At 70.2% G+C, this 15,891-nt stretch carries 14 protein-coding genes; 4 read left to right on the plus strand and 10 right to left on the minus strand.

What is annotated here, in order from left to right; translation table 11 throughout:
* Window positions 1-358 precede the first annotated feature (358 nt).
* The 4 genes from EIZ45_RS28915 to EIZ45_RS28930 all read right to left on the minus strand — a co-directional run bounded on the left by EIZ45_RS28915 (window position 359) and on the right by EIZ45_RS28930 (window position 3,894).
* Window positions 359-1,138, minus strand: coding sequence for a class I SAM-dependent methyltransferase (locus EIZ45_RS28915; RefSeq protein WP_101438577.1), 780 nt, complete (start codon window positions 1,136-1,138; stop codon window positions 359-361).
* 95 nt (window positions 1,139-1,233) lie between these two features.
* Window positions 1,234-1,824, minus strand: coding sequence for a hypothetical protein (locus EIZ45_RS28920; RefSeq protein WP_101438576.1), 591 nt, complete (start codon window positions 1,822-1,824; stop codon window positions 1,234-1,236).
* Window positions 1,825-1,919: 95 nt separating this feature from the next.
* Entirely contained in the window at window positions 1,920-3,200 is a 1,281-nt protein-coding gene (locus EIZ45_RS28925; RefSeq protein WP_101438575.1) for a HAMP domain-containing sensor histidine kinase, read from the minus strand.
* A 4-nt stretch (window positions 3,201-3,204) separates the two neighbouring features.
* Window positions 3,205-3,894, minus strand: coding sequence for a response regulator transcription factor (locus tag EIZ45_RS28930; protein WP_101438574.1), 690 nt, complete (start codon window positions 3,892-3,894; stop codon window positions 3,205-3,207).
* Between the two features lie 169 nt (window positions 3,895-4,063).
* On the opposite strand from EIZ45_RS28930, the gene EIZ45_RS28935 reads away from it, so the two are divergent.
* From EIZ45_RS28935 to EIZ45_RS28945, 3 genes are all read left to right on the plus strand, one after another.
* Entirely contained in the window at window positions 4,064-5,224 is a 1,161-nt protein-coding gene (locus EIZ45_RS28935) for a phosphodiester glycosidase family protein (protein ID WP_101438573.1), read from the plus strand.
* A gap of 365 nt (window positions 5,225-5,589) precedes the next feature.
* Window positions 5,590-6,333, plus strand: a complete 744-nt coding sequence (locus EIZ45_RS28940) for a type 1 glutamine amidotransferase (RefSeq protein WP_101438572.1) — start codon at window positions 5,590-5,592, stop codon at window positions 6,331-6,333.
* 144 nt (window positions 6,334-6,477) lie between these two features.
* Window positions 6,478-7,704, plus strand: a complete 1,227-nt coding sequence (locus EIZ45_RS28945) for a hypothetical protein (RefSeq protein ID WP_101438571.1) — start codon at window positions 6,478-6,480, stop codon at window positions 7,702-7,704.
* A gap of 939 nt (window positions 7,705-8,643) precedes the next feature.
* On the opposite strand, the gene EIZ45_RS28950 is transcribed toward EIZ45_RS28945, so the two are convergent.
* A complete protein-coding gene (locus EIZ45_RS28950) occupies window positions 8,644-8,832 on the minus strand; it encodes a CsbD family protein (RefSeq protein WP_101438570.1) in 189 nt (62 codons plus the stop codon).
* Between the two features lie 264 nt (window positions 8,833-9,096).
* Here EIZ45_RS28950 and EIZ45_RS28955 point away from each other — a divergent pair, with 264 nt between their 5' ends.
* Complete coding sequence (locus EIZ45_RS28955; protein ID WP_101438569.1) at window positions 9,097-10,065, plus strand: magnesium transporter CorA family protein; 969 nt, start codon at window positions 9,097-9,099, stop codon at window positions 10,063-10,065.
* Between the two features lie 302 nt (window positions 10,066-10,367).
* Here the strand turns inward: EIZ45_RS28955 and EIZ45_RS28960 are convergent, their stop codons facing one another.
* The 5 genes from EIZ45_RS28960 to EIZ45_RS28980 form a co-directional block, all read right to left on the minus strand.
* Window positions 10,368-10,754 carry a hypothetical protein gene (locus tag EIZ45_RS28960; RefSeq protein ID WP_134667126.1) on the minus strand — a complete coding sequence of 129 codons (387 nt, stop codon included), beginning with the start codon at window positions 10,752-10,754 and terminating at the stop codon, window positions 10,368-10,370.
* An 88-nt stretch (window positions 10,755-10,842) separates the two neighbouring features.
* Window positions 10,843-12,876 (minus strand): glycosyltransferase, encoded by a 2,034-nt coding sequence (locus EIZ45_RS46980; RefSeq protein ID WP_240690807.1) that lies wholly within the window; start codon window positions 12,874-12,876, stop codon window positions 10,843-10,845.
* Window positions 12,873-13,502 (minus strand): DUF998 domain-containing protein, encoded by a 630-nt coding sequence (locus EIZ45_RS28970; RefSeq protein WP_158242528.1) that lies wholly within the window; start codon window positions 13,500-13,502, stop codon window positions 12,873-12,875. Before EIZ45_RS28970 ends, EIZ45_RS46980 begins: the two co-directional genes overlap by 4 nt.
* 248 nt (window positions 13,503-13,750) lie before the next feature.
* On the minus strand, window positions 13,751-15,142 hold the full coding sequence (locus tag EIZ45_RS28975) for a sensor histidine kinase (protein WP_101438566.1): 1,392 nt from the start codon (window positions 15,140-15,142) through the stop codon (window positions 13,751-13,753).
* A complete protein-coding gene (locus tag EIZ45_RS28980; RefSeq protein WP_101438565.1) occupies window positions 15,139-15,831 on the minus strand; it encodes a response regulator transcription factor in 693 nt (230 codons plus the stop codon). Before EIZ45_RS28980 ends, EIZ45_RS28975 begins: the two co-directional genes overlap by 4 nt.
* Between the last annotated feature and the right edge of the window lie 60 nt (window positions 15,832-15,891).

The raw sequence follows: 15,891 nt of genomic DNA on the forward strand, positions 1-15,891 counted from the left end.
GGTCAAACCGGGGTTGCCGCATTCTCGACCAGGACAGGCCGCATTCCTCCTGCACAAGGCACGAGGGCGGCAGAGCTGCGTTCAGGCTCAAATGCCAGGAACCCAGGGCTGCGAAGTGGACGCGCTTCCGGCGTGTTCCCAGCTCAGCTGGTTCGGTCAGGTTGCTCGCCGGACGCTGCGGGCTCCCGATGCCGCGAACTCAAGCCCCGAGGCCTCGGCCCGCTGACCGTCTGCAAAGGACGCCAATGGCATCGAAATACCCGATTTGTCGCCAGGTGACCGTGTCTTGTGGTCCCGGCTTCCGCTCCCGGGTCCCAGGCCCACGGCGGCTTGAGTTCCTGGCACTGGGTGAAGCCGGCTACCGCACCGCCAGCAGCACACGATTGGACAGTTCCTGCCAGATCGTGCCCGCCTCGCGGAATCCAGCGTCACGAAGTGCCGCGACGTGCGCGTCGAGATCGAGCCGCGTCTCCGGCCGCCGCTTGCCGGCGAACCGTGCCTTCCGCTTCGCCAGCAGCGGCGCGGCAGCCGGGTCCGCCGCGAATGCCTCCCACCATTGCTCCGCGGTCTCGATCCCCCGCGCCGCGAACTCGGAGTCCGACCACTGCTCGGCCAAGGCGCGTTCGCTGAGGCCGGCGAAGGTGGGCAGCTCGGGGCCGAACGGCAGATGGTCGCCGTTGAGGAACAGGCCGCCGGGCGGCAAAACCCGCGACAGATCACGGTAAAGGCGGGTCAGCGCGGCCGGCTCCAGCCAATGCAACGCCGTCGAACTGAACGCCGCGTCCACCCGCGCGCCGCCGAGCAGGCTCAGCCACTCCGAGGACGCCAGATCCGCCTCGATCCAGCGCAACCGCCCGCCACCGGAGCCGAGAGCCCCTCGCCCGACCTCCAGCATCACCGGATCGATGTCCACGGCGAGGACCCGCGCTTCGGGGAACCGGGCGAGCAGCCGCTGGCTCATCGACCCCGGCCCGCAAGCAAGGTCCAGTGCGACGAACGACGCGGGAAGCAGCCGCGCCGCCACGTCGAGCATCGCGCTGAACCGTGCTTCGCGGCGGTCGACATAGCCCTCCTGCTGCGCGTCCCACCGCCGCAGCCATCCCGCCCAGTCGGTCCCGCCGCGCCGTGTCCGGTCCATGGGGCCCCTCACCGCCATCCGCGACCGTGCGGGTCACGGCCGATCGCACGATACGACCCGGACTCGGCGGCGAGCGCGAGAAGCGCTCGTTTGTGTCACGAAGAGTTTCTCGCGTCGTCGAGGCGCGCCCATTGCCGTGCCCACGTTCGGTGCCGTCCGGCGTCGAGCAGCCCCCGGACCGACCGGTACAGACCGGCCAGCAGGATGAGCGTGCTGGCTTCCCAGCCCGCGGCGAACGCGATCGCGACGACCAGCGCGTGCGCGGGATCGTCAGGCGCCGCGACGCGGTCGCCGCGGCCGTCCACCCAGATCCGGGTGGTGGCGGCAGCGGGCGAACCCGATCGAAGCGGGAGGTCGGCCTCGCGAAGCGAGCCGTCTGGCGCATGCCAGCTGACGCGATACCGTCGCAGCAGCGGAAAACCGGCGGCGCCTGCCTCGGCCGCCGGGCGCTGATCCGGGTGCACGAAAGCAGTCACCGCGTGGCCCGAGCCGCCGGTTCCGGAGTGGACAATCGCGGCGGCGAACCAGATCCCGGCCGCCGACGAGACGGCGACGACCGCCCCGAGGACGATCAGCACCCAAGCCTCGAGGCGGTCCGACCACCGCACGAGCGGCCCGCCGCGGACCGCCGGCCGGAGCAGCCGCGCGAACGCGCGCAGCCGGTACCTGCCGCCGGAACGATCCACTCGGCAAGAATGCGCCGGAAAATCGGCGGGCGCAGCCGAGTTAGCCGAAGTTTTACCGGCCGCTCGCGATCTTCGGGGATCGGACAGCCCTCCGTTCAGCGCCGCAGCGGCAGCAACAGCGTGAAGATCGCCGGAATCGGCTGCTTCACCCGAAGGCGGCCCCCTTCGGCCTCGGCCAGACGACGGGCGAGAGCCAGCCCGATGCCGGTGCCCCGCGCGCCTGGCGAACGTCGGCGGAAGATGTCCGCTCCGGCGGGAATTCCAGGGCCTTCGTCGCCGACGTCGACCGCGAACGCGCCGCCGGCGTCCCGTGCCACGACGGTCACAGCGCCGCTTCCGTGCCGGGCGGCGTTGTCGAGCAGCACCGACAGCACTTGGCGCAGCACCGCCTCGGAGACCGGGCTGTCGGCGACGCCCCGTTCGACCGTCACCGTCAGCTCGCGTCCTCGGCGGCGGAGCACGGGAGTCCACTCGCGTTCGATCTCGGACAGTTGGAGGTGCGCCGCCGCCGCGTCGCGTACCGGGGGCGTGTCCCGAGCCAAGGCCAGCAGATCGGTGACGGTCCGGTCCAGCCGGTCGAGCGCGCGCAGATTCGCCTCGGCCGCTTCGCGGCCGTTGCTGTCCGGGTCCTCCAGAGCGACCTCGATCTGGAGCCGCATCGCGGCCAGCGGCGTACGAAGCTGGTGGGACGCGTCCGCGGTGAAGGCCCGTTCCCGGGCGAGGAGGTCATCCAGCCGGGCCGCGGTCGAGTCGAGGGACTCCCCCACCGAATCGATCTCCGCGATCCCGGACCGTCCGGCGCGCGCGGTCAGATCGCCGTCGCCGAGCCGGGTCGCCGCCTCCGACAGCGACTCGAGCGGGCGGGCCAGCCGCCGGCTTTGCCGCCGGGCGACCAGATAGGCCGACAACAGAGCGACCGCCGCCAGGCCGGCCATGCCGGCCCACACGGCGACCGTGCGCTGGAAAAGCTCGGTGCGCGGAGTCGCGGCCCGCACCAGTCCCACGACCGTCCCGTCCTCGGCGATCGGGATGATCGCGACGAGGTTGTCCGGATCGTCCGCCGCGCGGACCTCGTCCGGCCGCACGTCGCGGTCAGCGGGGTCCAGCGCCGCCGGGCCGCTTCCGGCCAGCAGGCTCCCGGAGGCGCGGTAGACGGCGAGTTCGGTCGGATCCTCGCCTGCCGCCGACGGGTCCGGCGCACGGTTGCGCAGGACGTCCGCCGACACTTCCAGCGCATACCCCTCGGCCGCACGTTCGAGCTCGGCTCGTTCGGTAGCGGTGAAGTACCGCGTCGCTGCCACCGCGAGCGGCACCCCGAAAAGGCAGATCGCCACGAGTGCGGCGAGCATGGTGCCGACCGCGATCCGCCGCCGCACGCGTTCAGCCCGCCGGGGCTTCGAGCCGGTAGCCGTGCCGCCGCAAGGTCACGATCTCCGGCATCTCGCTGCTGCCCCCCGCGTCGGCGAGTTTGCGGCGGAGGGCGGCGATGTGCACGTCGAGCGTCTTGGTCGACCCGAACCAATGCGCGTCCCACACGTCCGCCATCAGTTCTTCCCGGCTGACCGCCTGGCCCGCGACCGCGGCCAGCCGCAGCAGCAGCTCGAACTCCTTGGCTCGCAAGGCTATTTCAGTTCCGTCCACGGTCACCCGCCGCGCGACGGCGTCGATCCGCAATCTTCCCAGGGAAAGGTCAGGCGGCGCTTGGCCGCCGACGCGCCGCAGATGCGCCCGCAGCCGCGCGTGCAGTTCGCCGAGCGGAACCGGCTTGACCAGATAGTCGTCCGCGCCGGCCTCGAGCCCCACGATGACGTCCATCTCCTGCCCCCGCGCGGTCAGGACCACGATCACCGACCCCGGGCACTGCGCGCGCAGCTCGCGGCACACTTCCGTGCCGTCGAGGTCGGGCAGGCCCAGGTCCAGCAACGCGAGATCCCAGTTCTGCCGCGCCCCCGCGCGCACCGCGGCCCGCCCCTCGGTGACCCAGGCGACCTCGTGGCCGTGCTGAGCCAGGCTGGTGCGCAGCATTTCGCCGATCGCTTCGTCGTCTTCCACGAGCAGGATCCCGGCCATGCGGAACAGTTTATCGCGACGCGATCCCGGCATTCGGCCGCGCACGATTTTGCCGCGCGTTAACTTTATGGTGATTTCGCGATACGCGACAGCTGAACCCGAATGCGTTTTCCCGTTTCCTAACGTTCCGCTGCCTGGCCGCACACCTGAGCGAATCTAGCGTTGGGTCATGGCGGCTGTGCCCACTCTGACCGGATCTCCCCGCCGACGACCGCGCCGGAGGCTCCGCATCGCGCTGATTCTCGTCGTCGCGCTGCTGGCCTACCCGGCCGGCAGCTACGTCCGCGCCCTCACCTACCCCGGCGACGCCAGTTTCGCGGTCCGCACCGTCGATTGGCTGCGCGACCTAGGTCTCGGCGGCGTGGTCAACACGGTCGAAAATTGGTGGTACACCCGGCATCCGCCCGCCAACGCGATGCCGCGTTCGTCCGATCTGCCCGCACCTGCCGGTTCCCGCGTCGCGGCCGCCGGGCCGCGGCCTGCTCCGCTCCGGCCGAGCCCGGGCGCACCGGCAGGCGAAGGCGTCTGGGTCGCCGGGGCTCGCGCCGGCGGTCAGACAGCCGAGTACACTACGTTCATCCAGCCGGATCCGCGGCACGCCAGCGTCGTCGCGGGAGTCGCCTGGCTCGACCAGAACCTGGTGCGCACCCAGCTCTTCGCCGGCACCAAAGACCCCCAAGGTCCCGGGCCCAACGCCGTTCCCGCCGCGCTGCGCGACTCCCTCGTCGCCGTCTTCAATTCAGGGTTCAAAATGAAAGACAGCCGCGGCGGCGTCTATCTCGACGGCGCCACGCTTGCCCCGCTGCGAGCAGGAAAGGCTTCGGCGGTAATCGACGACAGCGGACGCGTCGCGATCGTCCAATGGGGACACGACCCCTCTCCGGGCCGCCAGGTCGCCGCGGTCCGGCAGAATCTCGATCTGGTCGTCGACCACGGCAGTCCGGTCCCCGCTCTGGACCGCAACCCCGCCGGAGCCTGGGGCAGCGCCTCCAACCAGTACCAGTACACCTGGCGCTCCGGACTCGGCACCGACCGGGACGGCAACCTGATCTACGTCGCGGGCAACGGACTGACCCTGACCACGCTCGCCGCCGCGATGACCCAGGCCGGCATCCAGCAGGGCATGGAACTCGACATCCACTCGCCGATGGTCACCTTCGACAGCTATCGTCCTGATCTGCCCGGCCACGGACCGGTGAAGCTTCTGCCCGGAATCCCCGGTGCCGCGGACCGGTACCTGCAGCCCGATCAACGCGACTTCTTCGCGACCACGCTGCGACCGCCTGGATCGTTGCCCGCCAACGCCTCCCGCGCCGCCCCCAGTGGATGACCGGCGCGAAACAGCGTGTCCGCTCAACGTTACGGCCTGGTGCCGCACGCCGGGAGAGGTGCGGCCGGCCTTCGGCCCGGGTCAGCGATCGCGAGTCCAGCGGTGAAACTGTCTGCCTGCCTTGCCGGGAATCCAGCGCCTTCCAGAACACGGTGACCGGGTTGTCCCGGTCGCCGTTGACGTCGCAGACAGCGAGACGTCTGCCGTCGCGGGTGCTCGTCAGCACGTCCAGAACCGTCGCTCGAGGGGCGCGCGAGCACAGCCGCGACCTGGTGTGGGGACAACCCACGGTTTGCTGCGCGTTGCCCCGATCCGGCGCATGATCGGAAGCATGAACAGACCAGCCCGCCTCGTCCCCCGCGCCGATGCGTGAGTCGGTGGCGCGCGTCGGGCTCGTCCTCCCCGAAATACTGGGCACCTACGGCGATTCCGGCAACGCCACAGTCCTGGTCCAGCGACTGCGCTGGCGAGGCATCCCCGCCGCCGTCACAGAGATCGGCCACAACACCCCGATCCCGTCGTCCCTCGACCTTTACCTCCTCGGCGGCGGCGAGGACGCCGCGCAAGAGCTCGCCGCGAGCCGCCTGCGCCGCGACCCCGGTCTGCGGCTCGCCGTCGCCCGAGGCGCCGCGGTGCTGGGGGTCTGCGCCGGTCTGCAAATCCTCGGCTGCGGATTCGCCGCCGGCGCGGGGTCCTGGCAGGCCGGCACCGGGCTGCTCGACCTGACGACCGTCCCCGGCCGATGCCGCTCGGTCGGGGAGATCGTGGTGCGAGCAGGCTCCGGAATCGGGCTCCTGACCGGATTCGAGAACCACCTCGGCAGGACCCGGCTCGGGCCGGACTGCCAACCTCTCGGCAGCATAGTGACCGGCTCCGGCAACGGAGACGGAACTGACGGCGCCGTCGCCGGCAAGGTCGTGGCGACCTATCTCCACGGGCCGGTGCTCGCACGGAACCCGGCGCTGGCCGACTTTCTGCTGAGCTCGGCGCTCGCGACCACGCTGTGCCCCCTGCCGCTGCCCGAGGTCGACACAATGCGCGAAGAACGCATGCGAGCGGCCGGATGCCGCCGGACCCGTCTCGGCCGCATGGCTTTCAGCCGGCGGTAGGCCGTCGCACGGAGATCATTTGCCGCACCCTTACCTCGCGCACGCCAACTCCTCACCAGCTCTCCCCTAGCGTCGCAAACGCCCGCCGTGCTACGCGGAGTAGCCGGGCTGTCCCTCTCCCAGACCGAAACGGACCAGCACCCCATGACCGCACCCAGCACCCTCGCCGGGCAGCGCACCCTGCTCAACAAGGTTCCCGAAGTCACCGCCTGGTTCTGGATCGTCAAGGTCCTCTGCACGACCGTCGGCGAATCCGCGGCCGACTTCCTCAACGTGAACCTGAACCTCGGACTGACCGGCGTATCCGTCGTCACCGGCGTCCTGCTGGCCGTCGCGCTCGCGGTCCAGTTCCGCGCGGACCGCTACCGCCCGGTCGCCTACTGGGTCGCCGTGGCGCTCGTCAGCGTGTTCGGCACACTGGTGACGGACAACCTCACCGACGCGGCCAGCGTGCCCCTGGAGACCAGCACCATCATCTTCGGGGTGCTGCTCGCGGTCACGTTCCTCGCCTGGTACCGCTCGGAAAAGACGCTGTCCATCCACTCCATCGTCACCCGGCGGCGCGAAGCCTTCTACTGGCTGGCAATCCTCTTCACCTTCGCGCTCGGCACCGCGACCGGCGACCTGATGGCCGAAGTCCTCGGCCTCGGCTACCTGCCCACCGGACTCATCGTCGCCGGGCTCATCGCCGTCCTCGCGATCGGCTGGCGGCTCGGGCTGCACCCGGTCCTGGCGTTCTGGTTCATCTACGTGCTCACCCGCCCGCTCGGCGCGTCGATCGGCGACTACCTCTCCCAATCCCCCGACAACGGCGGCCTCGGCCTCGGCACCACGACGACCAGCCTGATCTTCACCCTCGGCATCATCGCGGTCGTCGTCTACCTGAGCCTGTCCAAAATCGACGTCACACCCCGGGAAACGACCTCACAGAACACCGCGCGCGGCGGGCTGTGGCAGACGGTCGCCGTCGTCGGCCTCGTGGTCTTCGCCTCTATCGTCGGCTACTCGCTGCGGACTTCCGCGCTCCAGGGCGAAACCGCCTCAGCCTCGCCCGCGCCCGGGCAGACCGGAACCAGCGGCGCCCAGCCGGTCCACCAGTCCCCGCTGGGCGACCTGTCCCAGTTCAAAACCATCACCCAGGACACGTTGGCCAAGCTGAACTCCGGCGACCAGTCCGGCGCGACCAGCCGCGTCGACGACCTCGAAACCGGCTGGGACGACGCCGAAGCCCGGCTCAAACCCAAGAATCAAGCTGCCTGGACGACCGTCGACGGCAAGATCGACACCGTTCTCCGTCAGCTGCGCGCGACCAGCCCCAACCCCACGACCGAAAAAGCCGCGCTCAACGACCTGCTCTCCGCCCTCGGATAGCGTCGCCTGGCTCGTGCCGGTCCGCCTCCGCGCACCGTCCCGAGTCGGACCGGGAAAACGGTTTGCCCGGGTATCGGCACCCACGCTGCGCCGCTGTCGCTCACACGTCATGGCGCGGCTGGCCTCCGAGACGCCGAGCCGAGCGGCCTGCGGAAAAGGGCCGCGGCAGTCGCATTTCGCGGTTTCCCAGCACACCCGATCGCCAAACCGGCGGGTCGGCTGGTGCACGCACCCGCGCTTGGGCGGCGGGGCCAGGCGGGCTGCCGGTCAGTCTCGACCGTGCTTTGCGGGAAGATCCTCCGGCCGACAACGGGGGCGGATTCGCCGCTGGCCGGCAGGAGAACGCCCGGCAGCACTGGACAAGATGCGTCGCCGCCGCCCGGGAAATCCGCGGGAAGGCCAAAAGCCGGCCCGACCGCCGCTGCGACCTCGACCGGACTGGCGGTTCCGACGAGGATCGCGCTGCTCCTGTTCGCGCCGCCCGCTGCACCGGACGCACGTCCAGCTGCTAGAGCCGCTGAACAAGGTGCATCCCAGTGCCGCGGCGGGCTGCCACCGGTGATCCGCCGGGTGGGGAGCTGTCTGTCTTGAACGGCGACCAGGTCACCACTTCGCGCCAGGACGCGGCGGGCTGTGTCGACACGAGCGGGGTCAGCCCTCGCCGCGCCCGAGAGCTTCGCGTTTCACGAGGCCGGTCGCCGTGGTGGCGACGAACAGGATCCCGCCGAAGATCAGCAGTCAGAGCAATCCCTTCGCGACGATCCGGGCCACGAGGCACATTGCTCAGATCGCCAGCAGTAAACCCAGCAATGCCACCGTGTTCTTCTCCTAGTCGCCTCGTTGATCCGGCCGCCGCCCGGAAACGGCTGCGCGGCGGGCCGCACCCCGCGGCGCGGCCCCGCCAAGCCCCTGCGCTGACCGTGCAGCCGCGGCCGATCGTCACTCGTCCACGACGTCTTTGACCGCGTCCTTGATCTTTTCGCCGGATTGCTTCAGATTCCCTTTGCCCTGCTCGGCTTTGCCCTCTGCTTCCCACTGCTCGTTGCCGGTCGCCTTGCCGACGGCTTCCTTGGCCCGGCCTTTCAGCTCCTCTGCCTTGTTCCGGGCTTTGTCGCCGACACTCGTCACGGATCCTTTCCTCGCTGAACCTCGACAGTCCGGGAATCCGGGGTATCCCCCGTCATCGCCGCTCCGAAACCTCGCTTCGCCGAACCGGGCAGCCCAGTTCTCAGTGTCCTCACAGCGACTCTCGTGGAGGGTGCGCCAGTGGCCCGTTCGCCGTGAACAGGCCGGTCCCGCGATGCGTTTGGAGCTGCTGACGTGCTGGTTGCCGCGATATCTTCCCGTGCCGTTGCCGGTGACCTGGCGTCGTCGTTCTGAGCGGGGCCCGTCATGGCACGCACACGGGTGTATCGCGACGGAGTGCTCGCGGCCGAAGGGATCCCGGTCGCGGAGGTGTCCGACTACCTCGCCGACCCCGAAACCACTGTGTGGCTCGACTTCTGCGCTCCGACCGAAGCCGACCTGGCAGCCATCAGCGAAGAACTCGGCCTGCACCCCCTCGCCGTCGAGGACGCCGTGCACGAACACCAACGCGCGAAGCTCGACCGGTACGACTCTCATTCTTTCCTGACCGCCTATTCGGCCGCGCTCGACACCGACGGAACACTGCTCGTATCGGAACTAGCGGCCTTCATCACCGACCAGGCCCTGGTCACCGTCCGCAAAGACGAGAACTTCCCCGTCGACGCGGTCGTCGCTCGCTGGGACTCCGCGGCGGACCTGGCGAAAAACGGCGTCGGATTCCTGCTGCACGGGCTGCTCGACCACATCGTCGACGGTCATTTCGAAGTCGTGCAATCTCTCGACGAGCAGATCGAGGAACTCGAAGACCTCGTCTTCGACGAACGTCCACGCTACGCCGACATGCAACGGCGCTCATTCGCCCTGCGCAAGAGCCTCGTGCGCATCCGGCGCGTCGTGCTCCCGATGCGCGAAGTCGTCAACACCGTCATGCGCCGCGACATGCACCTCGTCGACGCCGAGCTGCAGCCCTACTTCCAGGACATCTACGACCACGTCCTGCGCGCCTCGGAATGGACCGAATCCCTGCGAGACCTGGTAACCACGATCCGCGAGACGCAACTCAACATCCAGGGCAACCGCCTCAACACCATCATGAAAAAAGTCACCAGCTGGGCGGCCATCATCGCCATCCCGACCGCCGTCACCGGTTTCTACGGCCAAAACGTTCCCTACCCCGGTTTCCAGACCACAGCCGGGTTCTGGACGTCCACCCTCGTCATCGTCATTCTTTCCGCCGGCCTCTACGCATCCTTCAAAAAACGGGACTGGCTGTAATCCGGCCATCGCACCGGGCCTCCGACGGTCCGGTGCGTTCCGGCGGTTCAATCAGCGGGACCGCCGGCAACCAGGAACGGCGGCACTGCCCGTTGAGCGGGGCCAGCTGACAGAATCTGGTCGCTTAAGGTCTGGCTTGCCCGTGCTGCCATCGGCTCAAGGCGAGACAGGTTGAGCCATTGACCGCGGTAGCACGAAGCACGGCACTTCCCAGCTCGCCGGGCGCTCACCGGGCTCCGCCGTCACTCCGGCTCGCCCCGCTGGCAGCTCACGATCCCCGCCACGGGCAGAAACCCCGGAGCTCAGAGGCCGTTCTTTCTGACGCGGACGTTGTCCGAACCACCCGGGGGGCGGACGACCTCTGCGCACAAGCGAGCGCTCGCCTGAGCGGGTGAACCTTGTGCGTCAGTCATCTGATCCGCGATTCCTTCCGCCGCGTCCGGAACGTCCCCGGCGGGCGGAGTGACGGCAATCTCGACAGGATCGTCATACAGCAATCGTAGTTCGAGCCGGAGCACGTCGAAGAACTTCCTCAGCAGCTCCGGCGGTGCCGCGGCGAGCTTCAGTGCAAGCACGGGCAACGGGTCAAGCAGAGCCGCCTTGTCGGGCCCCGGCCGCTTCAGTTGGCTTTCCGCCTCCATGTCCAAAGCCGCTATCCGCGCGGCAATCGTTTCTTTCTCGGCCTCCAACTCGTTGTGTGTGCCTCGAATCGCTGGATGTGTTCCGGACGAAAGGGGGTGCGGGCGCCTGAGCCGCGAGACTGCGGCAGGCGCTGGGCTAGGGCTGGAAGAGCGGCGGTAGCGGCGTTTGCGCTACACCGCCGGGTCGGCTGCGCGGGTGTGCCCCAGTCGCGGCTCGGTAGAGATCCTCGTAGGCGTCCAGGGTCCGGGCTATTCCGTGCCTGGCAACGGCTTCTTGGCCGGCTCGGCCCATTCTCGCGCGCAGGGCGGGATCGGCGGTCAGTTCCAGCAAACGTTCCCCCAGCACCTCCGTCTCGCCGGGCGGGTAGAGCCACCCGGTCCGGCCCGGGGTCACCAGGTGGGGCAGGGCCATCGCGTCGGCGGCGAGCACCGGGAGGCCGGCGGCCATCGCTTCCATCGTTGCCAGGCTTTGCAGTTCGGCGGTGCCCGGCATGCAGAAGAGGTGGCTGGTCCGGTACGCGCGCACCAGTTCGGCGTCGGGCACGAAACCGCGGAACGTCACCCGGTCCGCGACGTCCAGGCGGGCGGCGAGGTGTTCCAGTTCGGTCCGGCACGAACCGTCGCCGATGAGGGTGGCGTGCAGGGTCGGGACTTTCGGCAGGGCCCGGAGAAGGTCGTGCACGTTCTTCTCCGCGTCCAGGCGGCCGACGAACAGGACGCGGACGGGATCGGCGGGCGCGGGTACGGCCGGGGCGTAGTGGCCCAGGTCGATTCCGCACGAGACCACTGCGACCGGGCCGGGGAAACCTTTTTCCTCCAGCAGTTGCGCGGCGCGCGGGGTCGGCGTGGTGACGACGCCGGCGCGGCGGAAGACCCGGACGAAGTCGCGCCAGGCCCAGCGGGTCAGCGCCGACGTCACCGGTTCGGGCAGCGATACGAAGCCGAGCAGGTTTTCCGGCATGAAGTGGTTTGTCGCGACGGCGGGGACGCCGCGTTCTCCGGCGGCGGCCAGCAGACCGCGGCCGACCGAGAAGTGCGACTGGACGTGGACGACGTCGGGGCGGAGGTTGTCCAGCAGTTCGGCGGCGGTGCGACGGGCGCGGCGCGGGGTGCTGAAGCGGAACGTCGGGTGGAAGGGCGTGCGGTGGGACGGCACGTAATGGAGCGCGTAGCCCGCGTCCGGACCGGGGACCTCGGCGCGCTGCGGGGTGAGGATGTGGACCTCGTGGCCGCGGGCGCTCAATCCGCGGGCCAGGCGTTCGGCGAAGTGGGCGGCGCCGTTCACATCGGGAGGGAAGGTGTCGGCGCCGATGACGATACGCAACCGGGAATGCGGCATGGGACGCTCCTGAACAGTTCGAGGTGACGGTTTCGCGTAGGCCAGCACGACGACGCCGGCGATGGCGACGGCGGCCAGTCCTATTTGGACAGTGGCGGCGACGGGCGACGCGACTGGTCGCTCGCCGAACAGCAAGGCGCTGGCGAGGATTGCGGTGAACGGGTCCACGACAGTTGTCGCCGCGACAGCGACCGCGGCGGGACCGCTGGCGTAGGCCCGGTGCATCAGCCAGCCGCCGGTCAGCAGGAGCAGTCCGGCTTCGGCGGCCACTACCGCGCCCGTGCCGGGAGTCCCGTGGACAAGATGCAGGGCAGCGACGCGCATCGTGGCGGAGCCGAGTCCGAAAAGGACTGCCGCGGCGGCGGCTTGGGTCAGGCATCTCGCACGGCCGCGGACAAACCATGCTCCGGCGGCCGCGCACGCTCCGGCCAGCAGCGCCGGTTGGACGCTGGCGAGGCTGGGGACGGCAGCGACTCCGACGGACGTGGCGGAGAGCAGGACGAATCCGCCGACTCCCGCACATACCGCGACAGTCGCGCCGACTGCCCGGCTGGAACGGTCCGGGTTTCGGAAGCCGACGGTCAAAACCAGGCTGAGCACGCCGATCGGCTGGACAACCGCCAGCGGCGCCAGCGAAAGCGCGATCAGGTGCAGCGCGCTGCCCAGAACGGCGAGGCTGGTGCCGCCGAGCCAGATCGGGTTGCGCAGGACTGCGCTGACGGCGCGCAGACCGGTCCCGTCGGCGGATTCGACCGATCGGTGCTGAAAGCGGACGGCGGCGGCGAAGAAACACGCGGCGAGCACCGCCAGCGCGATCGCGACGAGGGTCATCGGCCCGCCCTTCCGATCGCGCGGGCACCGGTGATCAGGATGACCAGTTCCGCGGTGAGCGCGACGCGTTCGAGCAATCCGGCCGGCAATGCCGTGACGAACTGGGCGGCGCCGAAACCAGCGGCGGTGACCAGGCCCGCGATCGCGCAACCGGTGAGGCGGCGCGCGGTCCTCGCCCAATGCGGCTGGGCGCTCAGCCGTCGCCCCAGCGACGCGCAGGCCAGCGGCAACGCTCCGAAAAGGACAGCGCCGCCGATCCGGTGGACAGTGCCGTGAAAGGTCGATTCGCCCACCGTCGCGTTTCCCTGGAACACCAGCTCGATCACCAGCGCGACGCCCCACAGTCCGAAAAGGACGATGGTGGTGCGCCCGGCGGGCAACGCCGTGGCCCGGGCGGCCGCGACGAGCAGGACTCCGGCGGTCAGCACCAGGAGCACGGCCAGGGCGAACCAGATCCGGGCGACCCGGTGCAGGGCGTAGTCGCTGACCGGGTCGCGGAACGGGTCGACGGTCGAGTCGAAGGCGAACGACAACGTGCCGATCAGCGAAAGCGCGGCCGTGGTGAGGCCGATCGCCCACCAGGCGAGCCGCTTCGCGGGAGTGGCGCTGACAAGGCTTCCGGTCACCTGCCCCACAGTCGGCGGGCCGGATGAGAAGCTGATGAGAATTCCCCGGGGTTCGGTTAAGAAGCGCTCGGCGGGGTTCGGACTCGGGGGCGGAACCCGCCGATATCGGTATCGGACGGGAGAATTCGCGGCGGATTCGCCCGGCGCGGCGAGTCCTTCAGCGGCACGAGCGGATCCGGCCGGTTCGGGCGGGATGCCGCATTCCGCTCAACCGTCGCCCTGCGACCGGATCCTCCCGACTGACCCGATCACGCGCCCGCGGCCGGGAACGCCAGCTCGAACCGCGCTCCCCCGCCGTCGGCGGCTCCGGCGCGGACCGTCCCGCCGTGCTGGCCGACCACCTGCTCCACGATCGCCAACCCCAGCCCGGAACCCGGCTTCGACCGCGCCGCCTCGGCCCGGTAGAACCGCTCGAACACGTGCGGCAGGTCGACCTCGGCGATGCCCGGCCCCTGGTCCGAGACGACGATCGCCGGGATCTCCGGCAGCACCGCCGCCCGGACCGTCCCGCCCGGCGGGCTCCACTTCGCGGCGTTGTCGAGCACGTTCAGCACCGCCCGCTCCAGCGCCCCGGCCCGGCCCTTCACCTCGGCGCTCGCCAGCGTCACGGCGAACTCCACCTGCGGCGACCGGGCCCGGACCCGGTCCGCGGCGGCGGCGAGCACGTCCGCGAGATCGACCCGGTCCACCGGTTCCGGCTCCCGCTCGCCGGTGGACAGGTCCACCAGCTCCCCGACCAAAGTGGTGAGTTCGACCGACTGGACATCGAGGTCCGCGAGCAGCCGGGTCCGGTCCTCCGGCGGCAACGCCCGGTCCTGGCCCTCGGCGTGGATCAGCAGCTCGATGTTGTTGCGCAGGCTGGTCAACGGAGTCCTCAGCTCGTGCCCGGCGTCCTGCACGAGCCGCCGCTGCTCGTCGCGCGAAAGGCGGAGCGCGCCGAGCATTTCGTTGAACGCGTCGGCCAGCCGCGCCAGTTCGTCCTTGCCCGCGACAGTGATGCCGGCGGCGAGTTCCTGAGTCCTGGCGACGTCCTCGGCGGCGACCGTCAGCGCGGCGACCGGACGCAGCGCGGTCTTGGCGATCGCGCGCCCGGCCAGCGCCGCACCGGCAACGCCGACCAGCCCAGCCAGGGTCAGCCACCCGCCGAGTTCGGCGAGAGTTCCTTCCAGGCCTTCGGAATTGCGCGCGACCAGCACCGCTCCCCCACCGGGCCGCGGCACGCTGCGCACCCGGTAGCGGTCCCCGCCGATGCGTTCGACATCGAAGCCGAGCGCCGCGTCCCCCGCCGCGACGAACCGGGCCTGCGGGCCAGTCGGAAACGGCGGCGCGCCCGCCACGCCGACGCTCGCCCCGTCCGCGTCGACGAACTCCACCGCCATCCCCTCGGCCCGCCCGGAGCCTGGACCCGACTTGTCCTGCTGCACCGCACGCAGCGTGGCCAGCGCCTCCGCCGGATCCGCGGCCTTCGCGGCGACCTGCGCGTAAGTCTGCAACTGGGCGTCGAACTGCTGATACAGATTGGCCCGGGTCAGGAACCACGCGGCCGAGAACGTCGCGACCACCGCGACGGCCATGGCGAGCGCGACCATCGCGGTGAGCCGGGTGCGCAGCGAGCGCTCCCGCCACCGCAGCCGTTTCACAGCGGGTCGTCCCGCAGCACGTAGCCGACCCCGCGCACGGTGTGCAGCAGCCGGGATTCGCCGCCCTCTTCGAGTTTCCGGCGCAGATAGCTGACGTAGACGTCCAGGCCGTTGGACGAACTGCCGAAGTCGTAGCCCCACACCTGGTCGAACATCGCCGCCCGGGTCAGCACGATCCGCGGATGCCGCAGGAACGCCTCCAGCATCGCGAACTCGGTGCGGGTCAGCCGGATCGGCCGGTCGCCCCGGCGAACCTCCCTGGTCTCCGGGTCCAGGACCAGGTCGGCGAAGGAGAGCGCGGCCCCGGCCGGACGCGCCGGGGCGTCGTACTCGACCCGGCGCAGCAGCGCCCGCACCCGGGCCAGCAGTTCCAGCAGCGCGAATGGTTTCACCAGGTAGTCGTCGGCACCCGCGTCGAGACCCGCGACCCGGTCCGTGACGCCCGTGCGCGCGGTCAGCATCAGGATCGGCACGAAGTTGCCCTCGGCACGCAGCACTCGACAGCTGTCCAGACCGTCGAGCACCGGCATCATCACGTCGAGCACGACGCCGTCCGGCTTCTCCGCCCGGATCACGTCGAGACCTTCCGCCCCGTCCCGCGCGAGCGAAACGGTATAACCCTCGAAGCGCAGCGTCCGCGACAGCGAATCCCGGACCGCTTCCTCGTCGTCGACCACGACCAGATGCACCGCAGCCTCCTTCCGCCTGGCCCCACTCTCCCGCACGAAAATGAGAACTCAGTGAGAAGT

This window comes from Amycolatopsis sp. CFH S0740, from assembly GCF_004522315.1.
Classification (GTDB): domain Bacteria; phylum Actinomycetota; class Actinomycetes; order Mycobacteriales; family Pseudonocardiaceae; genus Amycolatopsis; species Amycolatopsis nivea.